The following is a 19,139-nucleotide window of genomic DNA, read 5'->3' as shown; positions in this document are numbered from 1 at the left end:
CGTACGACCGGGGCAGCGACGACCGGGGCAGCGACGACCGGGGCAGCGACGACCGGGGCAGCGACGACCGGGGCAGCGACGACCGGGGCAGCGACGACCGGGGCAGCGACGACACCGGATATGACGACCACGGTGGCGACCGCTGAGTAACGCCGGTTGGTGGCCTGGTCGGGGATCATCACTCGGGACGGAGCGGGATCCGCCACCGGTCATACCCCCACCGCGTCGCCCTCACCCGGCACACCCCTCACCAGCCGGGACGAATTCATCGCCGCCGGCCGACGATAACAGCCAATTCTGATGCCCTCATCAGAGGTGGACGGCGGGGCCGGGGCCCTGTCAGAACTCGCCGCCGCCGCGCTACCGCAGGCAACGGCGTGGCCGGGGATCCCTTGTTGCTCGGATGGTGCTCGGACGTCGGCGAACTGACGCGGACACGCCGGTACCTGACAGGACTTGCGTCCCGTCCAGGGCAACTCGTTGCCATCGTTCTCGATAAATGATCTGCCCGACCTGCTGGTACCCGTCGCGACGCACTTGGAAAGTGCGGGAACGGCGTGGACTGCCGTGATCAACCTTGCTACGGATCAGAAGGTTAGGGGTTCGAGTCCCTTCGGGCGCACAAGGTCAAAAGGCGTCTGACCTGCTATAAAAGAGGTCAGGCGCCTTTGCCGTTCGTCACCGGTGAACGCATTGGTGCTCCCAATGGTGCTCGTACGGCGAGCGGTCGGTGAAGACCATCCCCAACCACTTGCGGGAAATAGGAGCGTCGGGGATAGCCGGTCAGGCAGAGGCTTTCCTGGTCGGCCCATCTGCCGTTGTCGGGTAGTCGGCGTCAGCGGATGGTCTTGGCTGTACGGCCGGCCGACGGGTGGCCACGGAAAGCCCTAGGCTGACGCCATGTCGGCCGAGCACAACGTGATTGACCTAGACGAGCACGATCCCCAGCCGGCGCTGTCGGACGGAACCGTTTCTGTCCGCCTCGTGACTAAACGGAAGTGGAATGTACGGCTCGTAGCTGCCTTCGTGGTCGGCGTTGTGCTCGGCGGTATCGGTGTTGGCGAGCTGCGAGACTCGCGGGAGGAGCGAGAGCGGAACGCCTCGGTTTCACTCGTGGCCTTCCCTGCATCCGCCGCTGGCGGGGGTTCGGACGCCATGGGCATCCTCTGGATGGACGGGCAACTGGCAGTAATCAACGCTGGCCCCGCGCCGATCACGGTGAGTGCGGCTAGCGGTCAACGACCCGGCGTCCAGGTCCATGACACCGGCCAGTCTCGGCTGCTGCGCCCGGGCGGTACCGGCTGGATCAATGTCAAGCTGCGCATCGAATGCGCTCTCGCCTTTGGGAGCGAGCCGTTGTCGATACGGTTCTCCGTCGAGACCGCCGACCGACAGGTCAGTGAGGTCAGCTACCCAGTCGCCGTAGCGGGAAGCGTCTGGCACTACGGGGCTGAGCGGCCATGCGCGCCTCGCTGATTTCGGAGGGCGTCGCGGCTAGCGCTGAAGCGAATCTCCTCGTCGGGCAGTCGCCAGACCGTCCAGCCTCCCCCGACGGGGATAAGGTGGAGAGCCGTCCTGCCCGTGCCGCTGTTGCAACCCTAGGCCACCAGAACCGGCTACGGTTCGGCCGCCGGCGAAGGAGCCGCGCCGCCGGAGGCGCAGCGGGCATTGCTCCGGATCCTAGCCGCAGGATCTGGCGAAACGAGGCTTCCGGAGCAAGTGTTTTAGCCAGTTCCTCTTGGCGTCGTCCGAGCAGTGGCAACTCGCCCAACCTCATCGACGTCTGTCTCCTCTGCCGGGACCTGGGTGGCCAGAATCAACTTCCGGGCCCCCCAAGGCCGCACGCCGGCAGGCACGCGCCAGATCCGGCCGGGGTCGAGCGCCGCAGTCATCGGTGTTGCCAGGTTTTTGATGATCTCGGCTTTCCGCGCTTGCGATCGCTCAGACAGAACTACGTCTGAATGCAGGCCAGATAGTCGGTCAGCAACTCTGTCCAGCGGGGCAATTGCCGCTCGGCTACTCGTTGTCGCAGGCGCGCCGGCGGCGTCGCGGTCTCGTTGGGCCGGTGCGCAAGGAGCCCACTCCCGAAAGATCGGGGGTGGGCTCCCGTGTGGCGCCGTGGTTCAGTTGACGTTGCCGATGGATACCGCGCCGCGGCCGACGACCGCGCCCTCGGTGGTCACGACGGCCAGCTCACCGAACAGCTCACGCCCGGCGCCCGGAGCGGAGTGGGCGGTCACCGTACCGGTGAGGGTGGCGGTGGCGCCGTTGGGCAGGGCGAGCGGCGTGGTCGGGGTGGCCAGAGCGCCCAGCGACGGGGCCGAGAACGAGTCCCGGTAGTCGTAGGCCGTGCTGGTTCCCGGCCCATCCACGGCATACCCGTCGACGACGACCCGGTAGGTGCCGGCCGGCGGGTTCGCGACGGTGACGGCTTCTTCGGAGTCGCCGTCGGCCGCCTGGCCGACCTGCACAGCGCCGCGGAACACCGTCAGGTCCAGGTCCGCGCCCAGGTTGGCGGTGTTGCCGATCCGGGCCGTGAAGCTGGTGGCACCCTCCGGAACGTCCACCAGGTACTCCTGCTGGGCGCCCTCGGCGATGGTCGGCCGCTCGGCGTGCACGCTGGACAGCGGACCGCCCTGACCGGTCACCGCGACCGGGCCGAAGGTGTTGGTCAGCGTCCAGGTCGCCGAGGTCGGCTCACCGGCGGTGACCGACGGCAGCTCGATCACGGACGGCTCGACCTGCACGCCCTGCACCCGTGCCTGAAGCTGGAACGGGTTGTTCAGCGCCGGTGACGTCCGCCGCGCCTCGACCTCGATCTCCCAGACCCCAGCGATCGGGTTCTGGTAGTCCCGCTCCTGCGGCTTGCAGGCGGCGGCGTCGGAGAAGTTGGTGTAGCAGGCGGTGCTCGCCGTGCTCTCCACCGGCACGCCGTACGGGTTGATGGCGATGAACCGGGTCTGCGACCCGGTGGCGATGCCCGACAGGTTCACCTGCAGCGCCCCCGCCCCGGCCGGCACCGTGACGAAGTACGACGTGAAGCCGTTGCGCGCCACCGATCCCTCAGCGGAGAACGAGTAGCCGGGCTTCGTGACGTTGTTGGCAGCCACCACGACGGCGGAGACCTCGAAGTCGATCACGGAGGTCTTCGGATCGTCCACGGTCAGGATCGTGCCGTGCGCGCCGGTGGACTTCGGCTTGGCCGTCACCGGGATCGTGACGGCCTTGTTGAGCGGAAGTCCGACCGTCTTAGGTGCGGTGAAGGTGCCGTCGTTACCGCGCAGGGCCAGCTTGTGGCTGACCGTGCCGGCTGGGCCGCTGGTCCGGGTGACCTTGACCTGGTACGTCCGGCTCTGGCCGACCTTCTGCCCGCCCTCGGCAGAGGTGCAGCGGTTGTAGACGCCAGCGCCGCGGTTCGGGTTCGGAACGAACCTGCTCAGCTCGCGGTCGTAGCGGGTGAGATTCGGCGACAGCTCGGTGCAGACCGGGGCATCCGATACGTACGACCGGGCCTCGACGTTCTTGCTGAGCAGATTCCACGCCCCCGGCACATTGAACATGCCGTAGCCCTGCGCGTACGTGGCGACGCCGGCGATGGGCTTGGCGGAGGTGTAGATGGCCCGACGCAGCGCGGCCGGGGTCACACCCTTGTCGGTTGCCTTCGCGGCTGAAAGCAGCAGTGCGGCCGCGCCAGTGGCCTGCGGGGAGGCCATCGAGGTGCCGTTGAGCATCTGGTAACCCGGCGGCAGCGGGTAACCGGCCTCAGGAACCGCGTTGCCCGGCTGCCAGGTCGGCGCGGTGGAGATCGCCGATCCCGGAGCGGCGATGTTCGGCTTGAAACCACCGTCTTCCCGGGGGCCGCGGGAGGAGAAGTTGAACAGCGCATTCTTGGTACGCACCACCGAGCCGTAGTTGCCCAGCCAGGTGTCGCTGCTGATGTTCGCCGCCACGCTGACGACGTCCTCGGCGACCGACGGGTCGCCGACGGTGTTCAGGCCCGGACCGGAGTTGCCGGCCGAGATGAACAACTGCACGCCGTAGGTGGTGATCAGGTCGTTGTAGAGCTGCGCGCGCGCGTTCGCGCCGTCGTTCAGCGACGGCAGGCCACCGATCGACATGTTGACCACGTCGACGTGCCGGTTGATGACCAGGTCGGCCATGCCGGTGGTCAGCGCGGCGGCGGTGCAGCCGCCACCCCACGAGCAGGCCCGCGCGGAGACGAGCTTGGCCCCCGGGGCGGCGCCGTCGAATGCGCGGTTGCCGAGCATGTCGTTGGCCGCAGTGATGCCGGCGACGTGGGTGCCGTGGGTGGACTCGATGATGCCGATGTTGACGTAGTCGGCGTACGGGCCGGGCTTACCGTCGGCCGGGTCGATGTCGACGTCCTCGCGGTACTCGACCACGAAGGGCATCTGGTCCCGCACGGCGGTGGCGGGGTTGTCGGCGCCGAAGTGCCCGACGTCGAACTTCTCCCGGTACGGGCGCATCAGCGCCTCGTCGGTGAAGCTGCTGTCCTGGTCGACGTCCACCCAGATGTCGTGGGTCGCGGGGTCGTAGAGGACGCCCCACGCATCGGTGGTGTCCCCGTCCCGGTTGACGTCGCCGCCCGGGTCGCTGGCAGCGGTGATCGACTCGCGGAACAGGTTGAACCGGTACGTCCCGGCGGGAGCGGTCCAGGTCGCGCCGCCGGCGGTGAACGACGGGCCGTTCACCTCGGTGGCCATCCGCCGCCACGTGCCGTCGTTCTCGGTCACCGGGTCCGTCGCGGTCACCCAGTCGACGATCTTCCGCTCACCGGTCGTGGCCTTCTGTAGTGCCGGCTGGTCCAGGTCGACACCGGAGTCCATGATGCCGATGGTGACGCCGCGGCCGTCCCACTGCGGGTGGGCCGCCTTGAACGTCTCCGCGCCGGTCTCGTTGGTCGGCATGTACGGATTGACCGCGCCGGTGCCCGCGCCGGGACCCGCCAGCGTGGCGGCCTGCTTGGCGGCCTTGGCGCCGTTCGGAGCGGCCTCGGGGGCGGGGTCCGGGAGTTGGATCGTCTCGTCGAGGTCGACCGCGGCGACGCCCGGCAGCGTGGCCGCCTTGAGTACCTTTGCGGTCGGCACCGTGGCCAGGACGTAGCCGATCTGGTCGAAGCGCCGGTTGACGGCGCCGCCCAGGGCCTGGACGCCGTCGGCGACGTCTTGAGTCTCACCCTTCTCGGTGGCGACGATCAGGGTCACCGTTGGCGCGTGCTTCGCCTCGGCCTGGGCGAGGAGCTTGGCGTCGTGCGAGCCCAACGTCTCAGCGGGGGTGGCCTGCGGAGTGTCGGGTGCGGAGGGGGTGGCGCTCGCGGTGGCGGCACCACCCGTCACGGTCATGGCGCCGGCGGCCAGGACCGATGCGAAGAGCGCGGCGGAGGTACGCCTGCTCAAGTTGCGGGGTCTACTCACGTTCTCTTTCCTCCAGAGAACAGGGCCCTATCGGTGCAGGGCACGCTGAGCGAATCCTTCGCGGTGTTGGTAGTCGATGTCGATACATGTACTGACGTTGTGATCTCTCCGTGACGTCGCGAGCGCGGGCTGCTTGCCGGGACGGGAATCGGCGGCCGATCTCTTAGGACGGTTCCTTTGACCAGCATTCGGCCCGTCACCGTCGTCGTTGCGCAGTGGCCGGGGCATGGTGACGCCACCCGGTCAGACCTGTCGGCGATGCCGACCTCCGCCGGCGGACCGCAGTCGGAGGCCGCAACGGCGGCTAAACGATTGCTGAACTTGGGCAGCCGACTACTCCGCCCACGCCGCTCCGTAGCGAGTGTTGCCCGTTGGCCACCGACGTGGATGCTGCGATCCCGCTCAGCTCCCGGATGATTGCCCCATGGGGCGGGGTGCCGCCCACCAGCCCAGCAGCTCGACGCCCCGCCCCTTAGTGAGGACTTCGTTGTCCGTAGCCGCCCGCTGCCCGGCACCGGAGACGCCAGCACACTGCATCGGCTCACCTCCACGCCCGGATGGCACCTGCTGCTGTGCGGACCATCCGCTGCCTGGCCGGCCTCGACCCCGAACCTGCGTAGCGCCCGGTGGAAGAACTCCGCCTGTGATACCGGAACGTTCGTGTCGTTCCCGCCGTGCAGGATCAGCACCGGCGTGCGGACCTTGGAGGCGTACGAGATCGGGCTGAGCTTGTCGTGGCGGTGTGGACCCGTTCCTTCCCAGCCGCTGCTACCGCCTAGGGCGGCCTCGAACGCCCCCATCCGGGATCGCCGCCGTGGGATCCGGCGACCGGCCCGCAGCCTTGCCGGTCTTGCCGCGCTGCGCATCGTGGGTCGACTCGGTGATTCCCTCCTTCCCCCAGAGGGTGAAGTACCTGTGCACGGTCTTGTACGGCTGGAAGTCGTGCGGCAGGTACTCCCACGGGATCCCGGTCCGGTTCACGTACAAGATCACGTTCACGATCTCGCGTAGGTCGCGTCGTGTCGGTGAGATCCCCAACCCGACCCGGCCCACGCGCCAGGCCGTGAGCATCGGTTCGATCAGCAGGGAGCGGGCGTCGGACAGGTCGGTGCGGTAGGGGCGTCGTGGAGGTTCCACTGGCTCTTTCAGGTTGGGATCCACGGTGGTGGGATGCCGCACGTAGACCCGATGCGCCCCGCAGGTCGGGGCGCACGGAGTGGCGCTGAGAACGGCCGGGACGGCTTCGGGCAATAGCAGCCGACAGGAATCGGCGACACAAGGAGCGAGATGATCAGACGCAAGGGTCTGGCAAAGGCGTTGGCATTGGCGGTCACGAGTGCGTCGGCCATGGTGCCGATCCAGGCGACCCCGGCGACCGCGTCGCCGCCATCGGCTGCCTCGGCTACGGCTTCGGGCCAGGGGCGTTGGGTCACCCTGATAACCGGTGACCGGGTGTTGGTGCGGACCTCGGTCGGGCGGACCGACCTGGTGGTGGACCCGGCACGGAGGTCGGGGCCGGTGAGTTTCCGGGAGCTGACGAGACGCGGTGATCGATACCTGCTGCCCGCGGACGCGGCCCCGCTGGTGCAGGCCGGCGTGCTGGATTGGGAGTTGTTCAACCTCACCGGTCTGGTCCGGCAGGGGTACGACGACCGGCGTACGTCGAACCTTCCGCTGCTGGTGCGGTACGCGGACGCCGCAGTGGCGGCCCGCTCGGCCCCGGCGGCGGGGGCGAACGTGCGCCGGGCGCTGCCCCGACTGGGCATGACGGCGCTCGATGAGAAGAAGTCCCGCGCGGTCGAGTTCTGGCGCGGGCTGCGGCTAGGCACCGAGCAGCCGAGCGTCAGGACGCGGTTGGCTGGCGGCATCGAGAAGGTGTGGTTGAACGGCCGGGTCCGGGCGAGTCTGGAGCAGAGCGTGTCGCAGATCGGCGCGCCGGCCGCCTGGGCGAAGGGACTGACCGGCAAGGGCGAGACGGTGGCCGTGTTGGATACCGGCGTCGACACCGACCATCCGGACCTCGCCGGAAAGGTGACCCAGTCGAAGGACTTCTCCGGCAAGGGCAGCGTCGACGACGGCCACGGGCACGGTACCCATGTCGCCTCGACCATTGCCGGTTCGGGCGCCGCCTCGGATGGCCGGTACCGGGGCGTGGCCCCGGGCGCCACCCTCGCGGTCGGCAAGGTGCTTGATGACACCGGCTACGGGTCCTTCGACGCGATCATCGACGGGATGCGGTGGGCGGCGGCGGACGCCAAGGCCACCGTGGTGAACATGAGCCTGGGTGGCTATGCCACGGACGGCAACGATCCGGTGTCCGCGGCGGTCAACGAGTTGACCCGCGCCTACGGCACGCTCTTTGTCGCCGCCGCGGGTAACGACGGTGCCGAGGAGGCGGTGACCACGCCGGCGGCGGCGGATGCGGCGCTGGCCGTCGGCAGCGTGAACAAGAGCGACCAGCTCAGCGCGTTCTCCAACCGCGGTCCTCGCTCGGGTGACGGGACGGTGAAGCCTGAGCTCGCCGCCCCGGGTGAGGGGATCGTGGCAGCCCGACCGGGCGGTGTGCCACCGATCGGCGCGCCGGTCGGCGAGGCCTACCAACAGCTGGACGGGACGTCGATGGCGACCCCGCACGTGGCCGGGGCGGCGGCGCTGCTCGCACAACAGCATCCGGACTGGACGGCGGAACAGATCAAGTCCGCCCTGACGAGTACGGCAGTCGAGGTCGCCGGCGCCGGACCGTACGCGGTCGGCACCGGCCGGGTCGACGTCGGTCGGGCCACCGGTCAGCCGGTTACCGCGACGGGCAGCGTATCGGCGTTCCTGAAGTGGCCCACCGCGGGCCAGCAGCAGAAGCGGTCGGTTACCTGGCACAACACTGGCTCTGCCCCGGTGACGCTCGCCCTTGCGGTGGCGCTCGCCCGACGTGACGGGCAGCCGGCTCCGGCCGGGTTGCTCGGGTTGTCGGCCGAGTCGGTGACCGTACCGCCGGGCGGGAGCGCGCCGGTGGAGCTGACGGTGACCGGCCGGGCCGGCGCCGCCGGCACGTACGGTGGGGTGCTCGTGGCCCGGAGCGCGGACGGCGCGACCAGCACGCGTACCGCGCTGTCGGTGGTCCAGGAAGCGGAGGCGTACGACCTGACGGTCAACCTGATCAACCGGGCGGGAACCGCCCCGCCGTCGGGCGACTTTCCCAGCGTGTCGATCATTGATCTGGACCGCAGCGACTTCTTCTTCTGGGGGACGCCGGGCAAGGTGCGGCTGCCGGTCGGTCGGTATGCCGTGCATGCCACGATCCAGACCCCGCGGGCCGGGCAGGAGCCCACGTACAGCTTCATCTCCCACCCCGAGCTGAAGCTCGATCGGGACCGGGTGCAGACCCTCGATGCCCGGGACGGCAAGCGGGTGTCGGTCAACCCGGACAACCCCGAGGCCCGGGGCGGCGGCTACGCCATCTCATTGCACACCAGGGTCGGCGACTGCGCCTGTTCCTCCGGCGTCCTCGCTCTGCTGGACCCCCGTTTTCAGGAGGCGTACGCGGCAACCGTGCCGGGCACCAGTTCGCCGAGCTTTGCCTTCGGGCAGGCGCGGCGGGCGACCGAGCCGGCGTTGGAGCTGTTCACCGGCGCCAAGAACCCGTTCGAGGTAGCAGTCGGCTGGCTGTCCGGCTCACCCACGCCGGCCGAGCACGCCACTCTGCCGGCCGTGTACGGCGGGCAGGGCGCCCCGGATGACCTGGCGAGGATCGACGCCACAGGCAAACTGGTGCTGATCGAGGTGGCCGGCGACACCCCCTACGAGGAGGTGCTCCAGCGGACCGTCGCCATCAAGGAAGCCGGCGGGCGGATGGCGATGGTCAGCATGCTGGCCGACGCCGCTGGTCTGGTCCGCGCCGGCGGGCAGGAACCGGGCGAGCCCGCGCCGGCGCTGCCCACCCTGGCCGGTTACGGTCAGACCGCGCAGCGGTTCGCCACCCTGGTCAAGGCGGGGGAAACCACGGCGTCGTACACCAGCCGACCGGAGACCGCATCTCGATACGAACTGGCGTACGGCGTGCAGCGACAGGTCACTTCGCCGCAGGTCCACCGGCCGCGCACCCGGGAACTCGCCGCGGTGCGGACCACCTATCACGACAACGGACCGGATTCCGTGCGGTACTTCGGGGCGGTGACCCCGTTCTTCGGCACGTCCCTGTCAGCCGGTTGGACGCTGCCGGTGCGGGTCCCGCAGGAACGCACCGAGTACTTCACCCCCGGTACATGGGAGCTGGACCTCGGCTGGCGGGGCGGCGACATGCTGCGCGACACCCTGCACCTGGCGGCCGGGCGCGACCACCGGCTCGCCTGGAACAAGGCCGTCGCCGGCCCGACCTTCCGCGGCACGACTTGGACCCAGGACGGCGAGCGGCGGTGGGCCTGGCGCAAGGACGGCGCGATTGACGTGATCCTGCCGATGTACGGTGACGCGGCCGGGCGGCCACGGCAGCCCTTCCCCTACGACGGCACCGACACCGGCTCCATCAGCCTCTATCGGAACGGGGCGCTTGTGCGGACCGAGCCGGTGCCCGACGCGGCCCGGTTCGACGTACCGGACGAGCCGGCGACGTACCGGCTGGTTGCCGAGACCAGCCGGGCGGGCGAATGGTGGCCACTGTGGGCGAAGGTGTCCGCGGCATGGAACTTCCGCTCGTCGGTCGCCGACGAGGCGGCCGCACTGCCGCTACTGACGGCCCGGTTCGACCCGGCGGTCAACGTACGCAACCAGGCCTCCGGCGGGAAGTTCACCTTCCCGGCCTATGTCGAGCGGCAGGGCGCGGACGGCGTGACGGTCGCCTCCTTCACCGTGGACGTGTCGTACGACGACGGCGGCACCTGGCAGCCGGCCACCGTCACCCGGGCCGGTGACCACTGGGCAGTAAGTGTCACGAATCCCGGCACGGGCTACGCCTCGCTCCGGGCCCGGGCCGCCGACACCGACGGCAACACGGTTGAGCAGACCTCGCTGCGCGCGTACCAGATCGGTGGGTAGTCCCGGCCGGTGCTGGCCGCACGTCTGCCCGCGAACACTTCCTGGCGCATCGGCGAAGAAAAAGTGCGAGCCCGGCGACAGTGGGCTGACCTGACGTGAAGGAGCTGGACATGGCTGTGTTGACCCGGGCGGCGGCGGCCGCTACGGACGACACCGACGCCGTCGTCATCGGACAGGCCCGGCAGGAGCCCGAACGGTTCGCGACCGTGTTCGACCGGTACTACCTGGAGGTTCACAGATACGCGACCCGGCGGCTGGGCGGCAGCCTGGCCGACGACATCGCGGCGGAGACATTCCTGATCGCGTTCGACCAACGCGAGCGGTACGACACGGCGCGCCCGGACGCCCGCCCGTGGCTGTACGGGATCGCCTCCAACCTCATCGCCCGTCATCAGCGCACGGAGGTGCGTCAGTTCCGGGCGTTGGGCCGCGTCGACCGGTTCGAGGTGGCCGAGGGGCACGCCGACCGGGTCGCCGTACGGCTCGACGTCGAGGCCGTCCGTGGGCAGTTGGCGGCGGCGTTGGCCAAGGTCGCGGCGCGCGATCGGGACGTACTGCTGCTGGTGGCGTGGGCGGGGTTCAGCTGCGAGGAGGCGGCCCAGGCGCTGGAGATTCCGTCCGGTACCGCCCGGTCGCGGTTGCACCGGGCACGAAAGAAGGTACGGGCGGCACTGGGTGGCGTCGACCCGACCGTCAACGGAGAGGACAACGACTGATGGATGACCTGACGATATTGCGCGAATCCTGGCACGAGGTGAGGGCCCCGTCGCCGGCGGCTCATGCGCAGGCGCGTGCGGCGCTGCTGGCCCGCGCCGCGAACGCCGACACCGTGGTCCCGCAACGGGTGCCGCCGCGTGCGGCGAGGGTGTTCGTCGGGTGGCGCCTGCCCCGGCTCGGCCGGCGGGTGGGCGTCGTCACGGTGGCGGCAGCCGCGGTGGTCGGCGGTCTGGTCCTGGTAGAGAGCGTCAACGGACCGGTCGACCGGGGACCGGCGGTGTCGGCGGGGTCACCGGTCCCTGGCGTTCCGGCGTTCCCCGGCCTGCCAGCCGCGCGCCCGGCCAGTGCCGCGGAAGCCCTGGAACGGGCCGCCGCCGCCGCGCAGGCCCAGTCGTTCACCGCGCCGCGCCCGGATCAGTGGATCCACGTCGAGGAGCGGATGACCAGTGGGACCGGGCCCGGTGGCCTGGTCACCGGGGGGCCGTACCGGACCCGGGTGCTGCAACACTGGATGCGGGCGGACGGCCGGCAGATCGCCTGGTTCCGGGACGGCAAGTTCCAGTTCCAGGACCAGCCGGCCCAGACGACGCCACCGTCGGACTATCAGACGTTGGCCGCCCTGCCCACCGACCCGGACGCCCTGCTGCAGCGGATGCACCAGGCAGCGGGCGGGCTGGGCGAAGCCACCGACGAAGACCGCAACGCATACACGTTCGGACAACTGAACGTCACCCTCCGCAACAACGTGCTCCCACCCGAGGTGGAAGCCGCGATCTACCGGGCGATGGCGAAGATTCCAGGCGTGACGTTGGTGCCGGACGCCGTCAACGTCGATGGACGGCCCGCCGTCGCGCTCGGCCGGGTCCAGAGCGGGTGGCTGCGCGAAGAGGTCCTGCTGGACCCGGACACCCATCGGCTGATCGGCGAGCGGGCCGTGGCGATCAAGAACTACACCGCCGAGGGACTAGACGGCACCGTACGAGTGAAGAGCGGCACGGTCCAGCGACTCGTGGTGACCGAAGTCAGGATCGTCGATCGGCCGGGCCAGAGCGGCTGACCGGACAGCTGCTGGCCCCGGGCGATCGGTGCTCGGGGCCAGCCCCTACCGCACCGCACGGGCCCGCACCAGCGCCTCAATGCCGTCGAGCACGCGTTCCAGGCCGAAGTGGAACCCGGCGTCCAGATCGTCGTCGGCCTACCCGCGTTGAGAGATCGTGGAACTTCTCCGCCCCGGCCCAGATGAGTACGTGGGCGAGCCGTGCTGCTCGGCGCGGCCGCGGGGACGAGTGGCATGCAGAGCGTGGCCTCCGTCAGTGCCGAAGTCCGGCTGCTCGGCGGCGCCCTGCGGCGGCGCTGGTGGTCGGCGTCCTGCTGGCCGCCGTCGTGGCGGGCCGGGATGGCCGGAGATGACCGACCGGAGAAGGCGCGTGGACGGCGTGGGTGCCCGGCTGGAAGCCCGGCGAGATCGGGGAGGTCCGGATCGACTCGACGCGGCCACGATCGCCGTTGGACTGGGCTGCTACGCGATCTGGTCGTCTCCGCCAGGCCCGCCCCGGGGTCTTCGTCAGCCGCTACGCCCCCTCGCGAACGCGTACGGGCGCAAGACACCCGGCAGGTACGGGCACCTACGCGCCACCAGCTGACCGCGCGGACGCAGCCGCTCACTGAATCGGGAAAAAACGGCAACGCAGTCCGTAAGGTATCTCCTCAGCGGCATGGCATAGCTGAGAACGGAAGGCCCGGCGATGGCAGAGAGCGGACGACGACGGTCAGGGTCGGAGCTACAGGCGACGTCACCGAAACGGGTGACGATCTTGGGGCAGTTCATCACCGCTCCGGACCGGGTCGGCGTCGTCCGGGACGCGCTCCTGCAGTTGATGCCTCCGACCCGTGCGGAAGCCGGGATCGTCAGCTACGACGTGCACCAGCTGCGAGGAAGTTCATGAAGGATGTCGCGCTGACTGATGGCGACCGGCGGGTCGTGGTGGTTGCGGTAGACAAGGGCGAGGACGCCGTGGCGGCCATCAACGAGGTGGCAGAGCGGTACCGCATTCGCGGTGCCCGGGTCACCGCCGTCGGTGCCTTTGAATCGGCCGAACTGGGCTACTTCGACCGTGAGAAGCGCGACTACCTGCGCATACCGGTTACGGAACAGGCCGAGGTGCTGTCTCTGGTCGGAGATGTCGCGGACCATGAGGGTAAGGCGGTGCTGCATGTGCACGCGGTGCTCGGCCGACGCGACGGCACGACCGTAGGGGGCCACCTTCTGTACGGGAAGGTGTGGCCAACTCTTGAGGTCATCATCACCGAGGTCGGAGCGAGCCTCATCAAGCGGGTCGACCAGGAATCCGGACTCCCACTCATGACGGGCGCAATCCAGCGTTAGTGACGTTGGGGATCCTGGTTGGAAATCATCGAAGATACTCTTCACCAGGTCGCCGTGGCGGCAGGTCGTTCCCACTTGCGCTTTCCCGAATGCCGGCCCGGTAGCTGGCGGCAATCGGATAATGGTCCGTGACGTCTGATTTGCCGATTACGAGGGGAAAGACTGTGAGCCGCCTACCCTACGTGAACCCTGCCGACGCCCCAGCGGCGGTCCGCGAGGCGCTGCAGGCCGCGCTTCCCCTGAAGTTCTTCGGCGTGATGGCCAACGCCGAGACGGCGTTTCCGGACTGGATGCGCTGGGGAGGCACCCTGCTCAAGGACCTAGCCCTCGACCCGCTGCTCCGCGAGATCGCGATCCTGCGAGTTGCCCGGCTGAGCGACGTCAGGTACGAGTGGGTTCAGCACGAGCCGATCGCCCGCTCCGTCGGCGCCACAGACGAGATGATCCACGCGCTTGGGCGCGACGAGATCGAAGCCGAATGCTTCTCGGCAAACCAGCGGCTCGTCCTGCATTTCACGACCGAAATCGTCCGCGACGTCCGTCCCTCCGACGAAACCGTCACCGCACTGACAGGGCGACTCTCCCCGCGCGAGGTGGTCGAACTCCTGATGGTGATCGGGCAATACATGATGATCGCCCGGGTCGCCGCAGCAACCGACCTGGAACTCGACCAGCCGATGGGCGCCGCCGTTTACGGCGCCACCGGTTGATGGCAAACGCTCTCGTACGTCCCTGACGCTCACACGGTCACGAGCCTCCGCGTCGGCGCCAGGCCCCGAAGGTTCCCACCCTCGGCCCGCGTTCAACGCTGGCAGGGTGGGCGACCCTGCCGGCAGCTTTGACGCAAGCACCCCTGTCTGCCTGACTCATCCGGGGCTGGGTGGTGCCCGCGTTCCTGCCGAGATCCGCTTCCGCGCGGGTGCATTCGGCCTGTGTCTGGGCGATCCAGCCGGTGACTACCGCGGAGTCGGCGCCAGCGTCGAGGGCGGCGCGGTAGCGCTCCAGATTGGCGTCCCACTCGGTGATGATCGTCTGGGCTGCTGTGCCGGTTGCGGGCGGATGATCAATGGCGACGTGGCGTCGGTACCGCCGACCTAAGCCTCTGCTGAAGGGCCGGGACCCGCTGGCATGTCTGGGAGACAGCGGGTCTGCAGGCGGCAGCGCCGTGGGTCCATTCCGCTCGGTGGTGGACATGGTGCTGTGACCTTCTACATGCGCGCGGGCCCGATGGTGACGTCGGTGTTGATCATGTCGCGGCCGTACCAGCAGCGACGGGCCTACGCCACCTGCAAGCGGATCTGGCCGGAGGTGGATGTGGTGTGCGCGTCGAATCCTCTGGACCTTGACGACTACGTGCGCAGCATCGGTGACCCGCGGCGGGTGGTGAACATGCTGGTCGGTGACACGCAGCGGATCGAGGTGTACGCGGAGTGCGGATTCGCGATTCCGCAGGAGATGCCGGACAAGGTACAGGTGGCCTTTGGTCGCCTGGTGGCGGCCGGCTATACGCCCCGGCTGATCTGAGCCCCCGCTACCAGCGAGGTCCTCCCGTCCGGACGCCCATCCGTTCGCTGAGTTCGACAGCCAGTCGGGGTGGCCGGGGGCGGGTGAGGATGTCCCGGACGAGGTCGCGGGAGAGCTGGTGGTAGCGCACCTGGTCGGGCCCTATGAACTCCGGGTTCAGAAGGCGGCGAGTGCGTGGTCGATGCGGTTCCAGCTGGGACCTTCCACCCTTTGGTGCTGTCGCCCACCAATCGGTGCGGAATACGCGATATGCGATGGCTGGTGGGCGGTGCCCAGGCAGGATGTACCGAGAGCATGCGAGGTTGTCAGCTGGAGGTGCGTGATCGACAGGGTAGCCCTCGAGAGGTTGGATGATGCCCGGCTCGCGGCGTGGGACACCCACCGTCTCGATGCCTTCGTTGGCCTGCTCGCCGATGATTTCGTGCTTCGCGACACCACGATCGGCGCGCCAATCGCTACCAAGGAGGGCGCGCGTGAATACGTGCAGGCATGGCTGACCGCGTTGCCGGACATGCGGATTCGCCGTACCAGCCGCCTCGTGGACGATGATGATGGTGCGGTCGCCGCCGAGGTGGAGTTCACCGGAACCCACACCGGGCCCATGGCGGTGGGTTCGACGCAGGTGCCGCCCACCGGCAAGTCGGTGGTCGGTCGGGGGGCGTATTTCGCTCGGGTGAAGGATGGGCGGTTCGTGGAACTCAGTATCCACCCCGACTTGGCGGGCATCATGGCGCAGCTCGGCCTGATGTCCTGACACTGGTGTGAAGGCGGCGCTGCAGGCGCTGACATCCGCGGTTGACATCAACGGAGCTGGCGGTGACGAACGCTTCGACCATCGCCGGATGCGCCTTCACGAGAGGGTTCGTTGGTGGGTCGCTACGGCCCGACCCGAACGCGGTCGGCGGCTTACAGCTCGCGTGAGCCGTGGGCGCGGAAGATCACGATGACCGGGATGCCCTCGCCGATCTCCAGCTCGCATCGTTCGGCTGGGGTGGGCATGCGCGCGGTGGCGGTGCCGCCCATGATGAGCGCCACAGACCTCCTGGCTTGCAGCCATTTTCGGAGTCATACGGACGCCACGCACAGAGCTGGTACGGGAGGCGTCAGGCAGCAAGGCAGCAGGAAGGCAGCGCGAGCCTCGACACTGGCCGGTCCTGAGCGCCGAGCGACGAGGGCCGACACCTGCTCGCCGATGAGGGCCGAGGCGGCCATGGCACTGGCGGTGAGCCTCGGTGAGCCGCTTGCCGCATGGGCCTCCACTCCCCGCGTCCGCTCGTTCGACTCCTGGCAAGAGCAGAATGCATGGATCAGCGCCGGAAGCGGTTCGGCAAGTACCGCTGCGCAGAGCTGGAACTGGAGGCCGACCCGGATCCAAGGTTCAGGTTCACGGAGCAACTGGTCATGGCGCCAATCCCGCGGTTTTTCACTCCTTGGTTCCCTGGGCGAGGCGACGCGCCACCGGAAACTCTCTCTCGCCACGTCGTAGTCCACCAGCCCACCGCTCAGCACTTCACGGCCGAGAATTCCCTTGTGGCCATGATGCTCATGGCCTCGCTGCTGCGCCAGCAGAAGGCATGGTGTGAGGAGGTCGGACCAAGCGACCCAGGCGAGGCAGCCAGAGGACGGGCCTGAGCCTCGGCCGGCTGCCGGCTCCTGCCCGACGTCTCGCTTACCAGTTCTGTGCATGTAGTCCGCCAGCACCCGTCCGAGTCCGTTACCGCGGGCGACTGTCCGGGTGCTGCAGTCGGCCACTGCCCCTCGTCCAGCCCGTTGCTGTCGTCGTTGCTGTCGCTGAAAACCCGCGCAGCCTGTCGGCGCCTTGCGCCTGCCCTGGCCAGAGGTCAGCGGACTTCGGGGGTACCCGGCTCCCGGTCGAGGGCTACCCGCATATATCTGCCTCAACGGGGGGGTGAAAAGTACGGATCGGCGTATCTGCGCACCAGTCCTGGACCGTGCAGCATCGCCGCACTGGTCGGCGCGATGCTGATTGCGATGGGCCTGTTGCGAACCCCCGGCGACACGTCGCTGCTTCACAGAGGGGTAGGCGGCATCGCCCCGGCCGGTGTTTGGTGACCGTGAACAGGGGGCAGGTTGGGCGCGTTCGGCCTGGGTCGGTGGTGGCCGGTCACCGGAAACGCGTCTACGAGAACGTTCTTGCCGTCTCGGTGAGTGTCAATACGTGCTGGTTGACGACGTCGGGTGGCCCGCCCCCGAGGGCTTGTTGATTGACATCCGTCGTTTGATTGGTGAGGATTGGTGCTGAGAGCGCTCTCACGACCTAGTCAATCCAGCTGGAGGGTGCACCATGATCCGCGAACTGGGTGTTGTCCTGGGGGTCGCGACGCTCGTCACCGCGCTGGCCTCGGCGCCCGCCGTCAGCGCGTCAGCCGCCCCGCCGCCCGGCCCGGTGCCACCGGCCGCAGACCACCCCTCACCCGACCTGCCGGCGGGCCAACGAGCCGCCCTGCGCCGTGACCTCGGCCTGACCGACGACCAGATCCGGCAACGGTCGACCGTCGAGGCGGGCGCGCCGTCGATCGAACGACGACTACGCGCCGAGTTGGGAACAACCTACGGCGGGTCCTGGATCGCGGCGGACGGCACCACCCTGGTGGTCGGGGTGACCACCGCCGCCCGCGCCGGCCGGGTCCGCAGCGCCGGCGCCCAGCCAAAGGTGGTCCGCTGGAGCATGGCCGACCTGGACCGGACCAAGGCGGCCCTCGACCGCCGGGCCGGCCGCGCCGGCGCGGCCGTGCACTCCTGGTACGTGGATCCGGCGAGCAACAGCGTGGTGGTCCGGGCCGCGGACACCGCGACGGCCCACGAGTTCGTCCGCACCACCGGTGCCACCGCCGACACGCTGCGCACTGTGCCGAGCGCGCAGCCGTACCGCCCCGTGTACGACGTCCGGGGCGGCGACCAGTATGTCATCAACAACAGTGTGCTGTGCTCGGTCGGGTTCGCGGTCGCCGGTGGCTTCGTCACCGCCGGACACTGCGGCGGCGTGGGCAGCACCACCAGCGGTAGCGGCGTCGCGCAGGGCATTTTCCGAGGCTCGTCCTTCCCGGGCAACGACTACGCCTGGGTGCAGGTCAACTCGTCCTGGACGGCCACGCCGACGGTGAACACCTACAACGGCGGCACGACCAGCGTGGTCGGCTCCGCGGAGGCGGCGATCGGCAGCTCGGTCTGCCGTTCCGGCCGGACCACCGGCTGGCGCTGCGGCACGATCACCGCCCGGGACGTCACGGTCAACTACTCCGGCTCCCTGGTCTACGGGCTGGTCGCCAGCAGCGCGTGCGCGCAGCCCGGTGACTCCGGCGGCTCGTTCATCTCCGGCAACCAGGCCCAGGGCGTCACCTCCGGTGCCGGCGGCGACTGCAACTCCGGTGGCACCACCGTCTACCAGCCGGTGAACGAGATCCTCGGCGCGTACGGACTCGCCCTCACCACCACCGGGGGCGGCGGCGCGAGCCAGATCATCGGATACGCCGGCAAGTGCATCGACGTCCCCAACTCCAACGCCGCCGACGGCCAGTACCTGCAACTGTGGACCTGCAACGGCACCAACGCCCAGCGGTGGACCTTCGCCGGCGACGGCACCGTCCGGGCGCTCGGGCTGTGCATGGACGTGGCCTGGGGGTCGACCGCGAACGGCGCGGTGATCCAGCTCGCCAACTGCAGCGGCAACCCGGCCCAGCAGTTCGTGCTCAGCGGGGCCGGAGACCTGGTCAACCCGCAGGCTAACAAGTGCGTCGACGTGCAGGACTGGAACAGCGCGGACGGCGCGCGGCTGCTGCTCTGGGAGTGCCACGGCGGCGCCAACCAGAAGTGGCGGCGCGGCTGAGGACAACTCCGGTCGGGTCGGTGGGCCTCGTCGCCGGCCGACCCGTTCCCGGCCCGGCGGTCGTCGTCGCCCCTGGTGGTCGCCGCTTGGGCGACGCGGCGACGACTGACGCGCACCGCGATCGGTCGGCGGGGGTGGAGGTGGCCATTGCATTGACGTGCATGGCTGCCTTCTTCTTGGTGTATGGGTACTGCCCGCTCCG

Annotated in this window: 10 protein-coding genes and 3 pseudogenes; 9 read left to right on the top strand and 4 right to left on the bottom strand. The window is 69.3% G+C overall.

The window, feature by feature from the left end; all coding sequences use genetic code 11:
• Positions 1–900 precede the first annotated feature (900 nt).
• Entirely contained in the window at positions 901–1,476 is a 576-nt protein-coding gene (locus tag AB0K07_RS22600; RefSeq protein WP_363757389.1) for a hypothetical protein, read from the top strand.
• Between the two features lie 647 nt (positions 1,477–2,123).
• Here the strand turns inward: AB0K07_RS22600 and AB0K07_RS22595 are convergent.
• The 3 genes and pseudogenes from AB0K07_RS22595 to AB0K07_RS22585 all read right to left on the bottom strand — a co-directional run.
• Entirely contained in the window at positions 2,124–5,435 is a 3,312-nt protein-coding gene (locus tag AB0K07_RS22595; protein WP_363757388.1) for a S8 family serine peptidase, read from the bottom strand.
• A gap of 599 nt (positions 5,436–6,034) precedes the next feature.
• Positions 6,035–6,232, bottom strand: a pseudogene (locus tag AB0K07_RS22590) (prolyl oligopeptidase family serine peptidase); the annotation flags it as partial.
• Positions 6,233–6,317: 85 nt separating this feature from the next.
• Positions 6,318–6,572, bottom strand: a pseudogene (locus AB0K07_RS22585) (transposase); the annotation flags it as partial.
• Positions 6,573–6,953: 381 nt separating this feature from the next.
• On the opposite strand from AB0K07_RS22585, the gene AB0K07_RS22580 reads away from it, so the two are divergent.
• The 7 genes and pseudogenes from AB0K07_RS22580 to AB0K07_RS22550 all read left to right on the top strand — a co-directional run bounded on the left by AB0K07_RS22580 (position 6,954) and on the right by AB0K07_RS22550 (position 15,844).
• Positions 6,954–10,463: a S8 family serine peptidase gene (locus AB0K07_RS22580; protein ID WP_363757387.1), complete on the top strand. Its 3,510-nt coding sequence runs from the start codon at positions 6,954–6,956 to the stop codon at positions 10,461–10,463.
• Positions 10,464–10,573: 110 nt separating this feature from the next.
• The gene (locus AB0K07_RS22575; protein WP_363757386.1) at positions 10,574–11,179 is read left to right on the top strand and encodes an RNA polymerase sigma factor; all 606 of its coding nucleotides are present in this window, start codon (positions 10,574–10,576) and stop codon (positions 11,177–11,179) included.
• On the top strand, positions 11,179–12,237 hold the full coding sequence (locus AB0K07_RS22570; RefSeq protein ID WP_363757385.1) for a CU044_5270 family protein: 1,059 nt from the start codon (positions 11,179–11,181) through the stop codon (positions 12,235–12,237). Before AB0K07_RS22575 ends, AB0K07_RS22570 begins: the two co-directional genes overlap by 1 nt.
• 885 nt (positions 12,238–13,122) lie before the next feature.
• On the top strand, positions 13,123–13,566 hold the full coding sequence (locus AB0K07_RS22565; RefSeq protein ID WP_363757384.1) for a PPC domain-containing DNA-binding protein: 444 nt from the start codon (positions 13,123–13,125) through the stop codon (positions 13,564–13,566).
• 182 nt (positions 13,567–13,748) lie between these two features.
• Complete coding sequence (locus AB0K07_RS22560) at positions 13,749–14,276, top strand: carboxymuconolactone decarboxylase family protein (RefSeq protein WP_363757383.1); 528 nt, start codon at positions 13,749–13,751, stop codon at positions 14,274–14,276.
• Between the two features lie 526 nt (positions 14,277–14,802).
• A pseudogene (locus AB0K07_RS22555) lies at positions 14,803–15,090 on the top strand (YdcF family protein); the annotation flags it as partial.
• Positions 15,091–15,409: 319 nt separating this feature from the next.
• The gene (locus AB0K07_RS22550) at positions 15,410–15,844 is read left to right on the top strand and encodes an ester cyclase (protein WP_363757382.1); all 435 of its coding nucleotides are present in this window, start codon (positions 15,410–15,412) and stop codon (positions 15,842–15,844) included.
• Positions 15,845–15,996: 152 nt separating this feature from the next.
• Here AB0K07_RS22550 and AB0K07_RS22545 read toward each other — a convergent pair whose 3' ends face one another.
• The gene (locus AB0K07_RS22545) at positions 15,997–16,125 is read right to left on the bottom strand and encodes a hypothetical protein (protein WP_363757381.1); all 129 of its coding nucleotides are present in this window, start codon (positions 16,123–16,125) and stop codon (positions 15,997–15,999) included.
• A 1,270-nt stretch (positions 16,126–17,395) separates the two neighbouring features.
• Between AB0K07_RS22545 and AB0K07_RS22540 the strand changes: the two genes are divergently transcribed.
• Positions 17,396–18,937 carry a ricin-type beta-trefoil lectin domain protein gene (locus AB0K07_RS22540; protein WP_363757380.1) on the top strand — a complete coding sequence of 514 codons (1,542 nt, stop codon included), beginning with the start codon at positions 17,396–17,398 and terminating at the stop codon, positions 18,935–18,937.
• Positions 18,938–19,139 lie beyond the last annotated feature (202 nt).

The organism is Micromonospora sp. NPDC049301 (assembly GCF_040678715.1).
GTDB lineage: Bacteria > Actinomycetota > Actinomycetes > Mycobacteriales > Micromonosporaceae > Micromonospora.
Note: the sequence above shows the minus strand (reverse complement) of the source record. Positions and strands in the feature narration are given on the sequence as shown.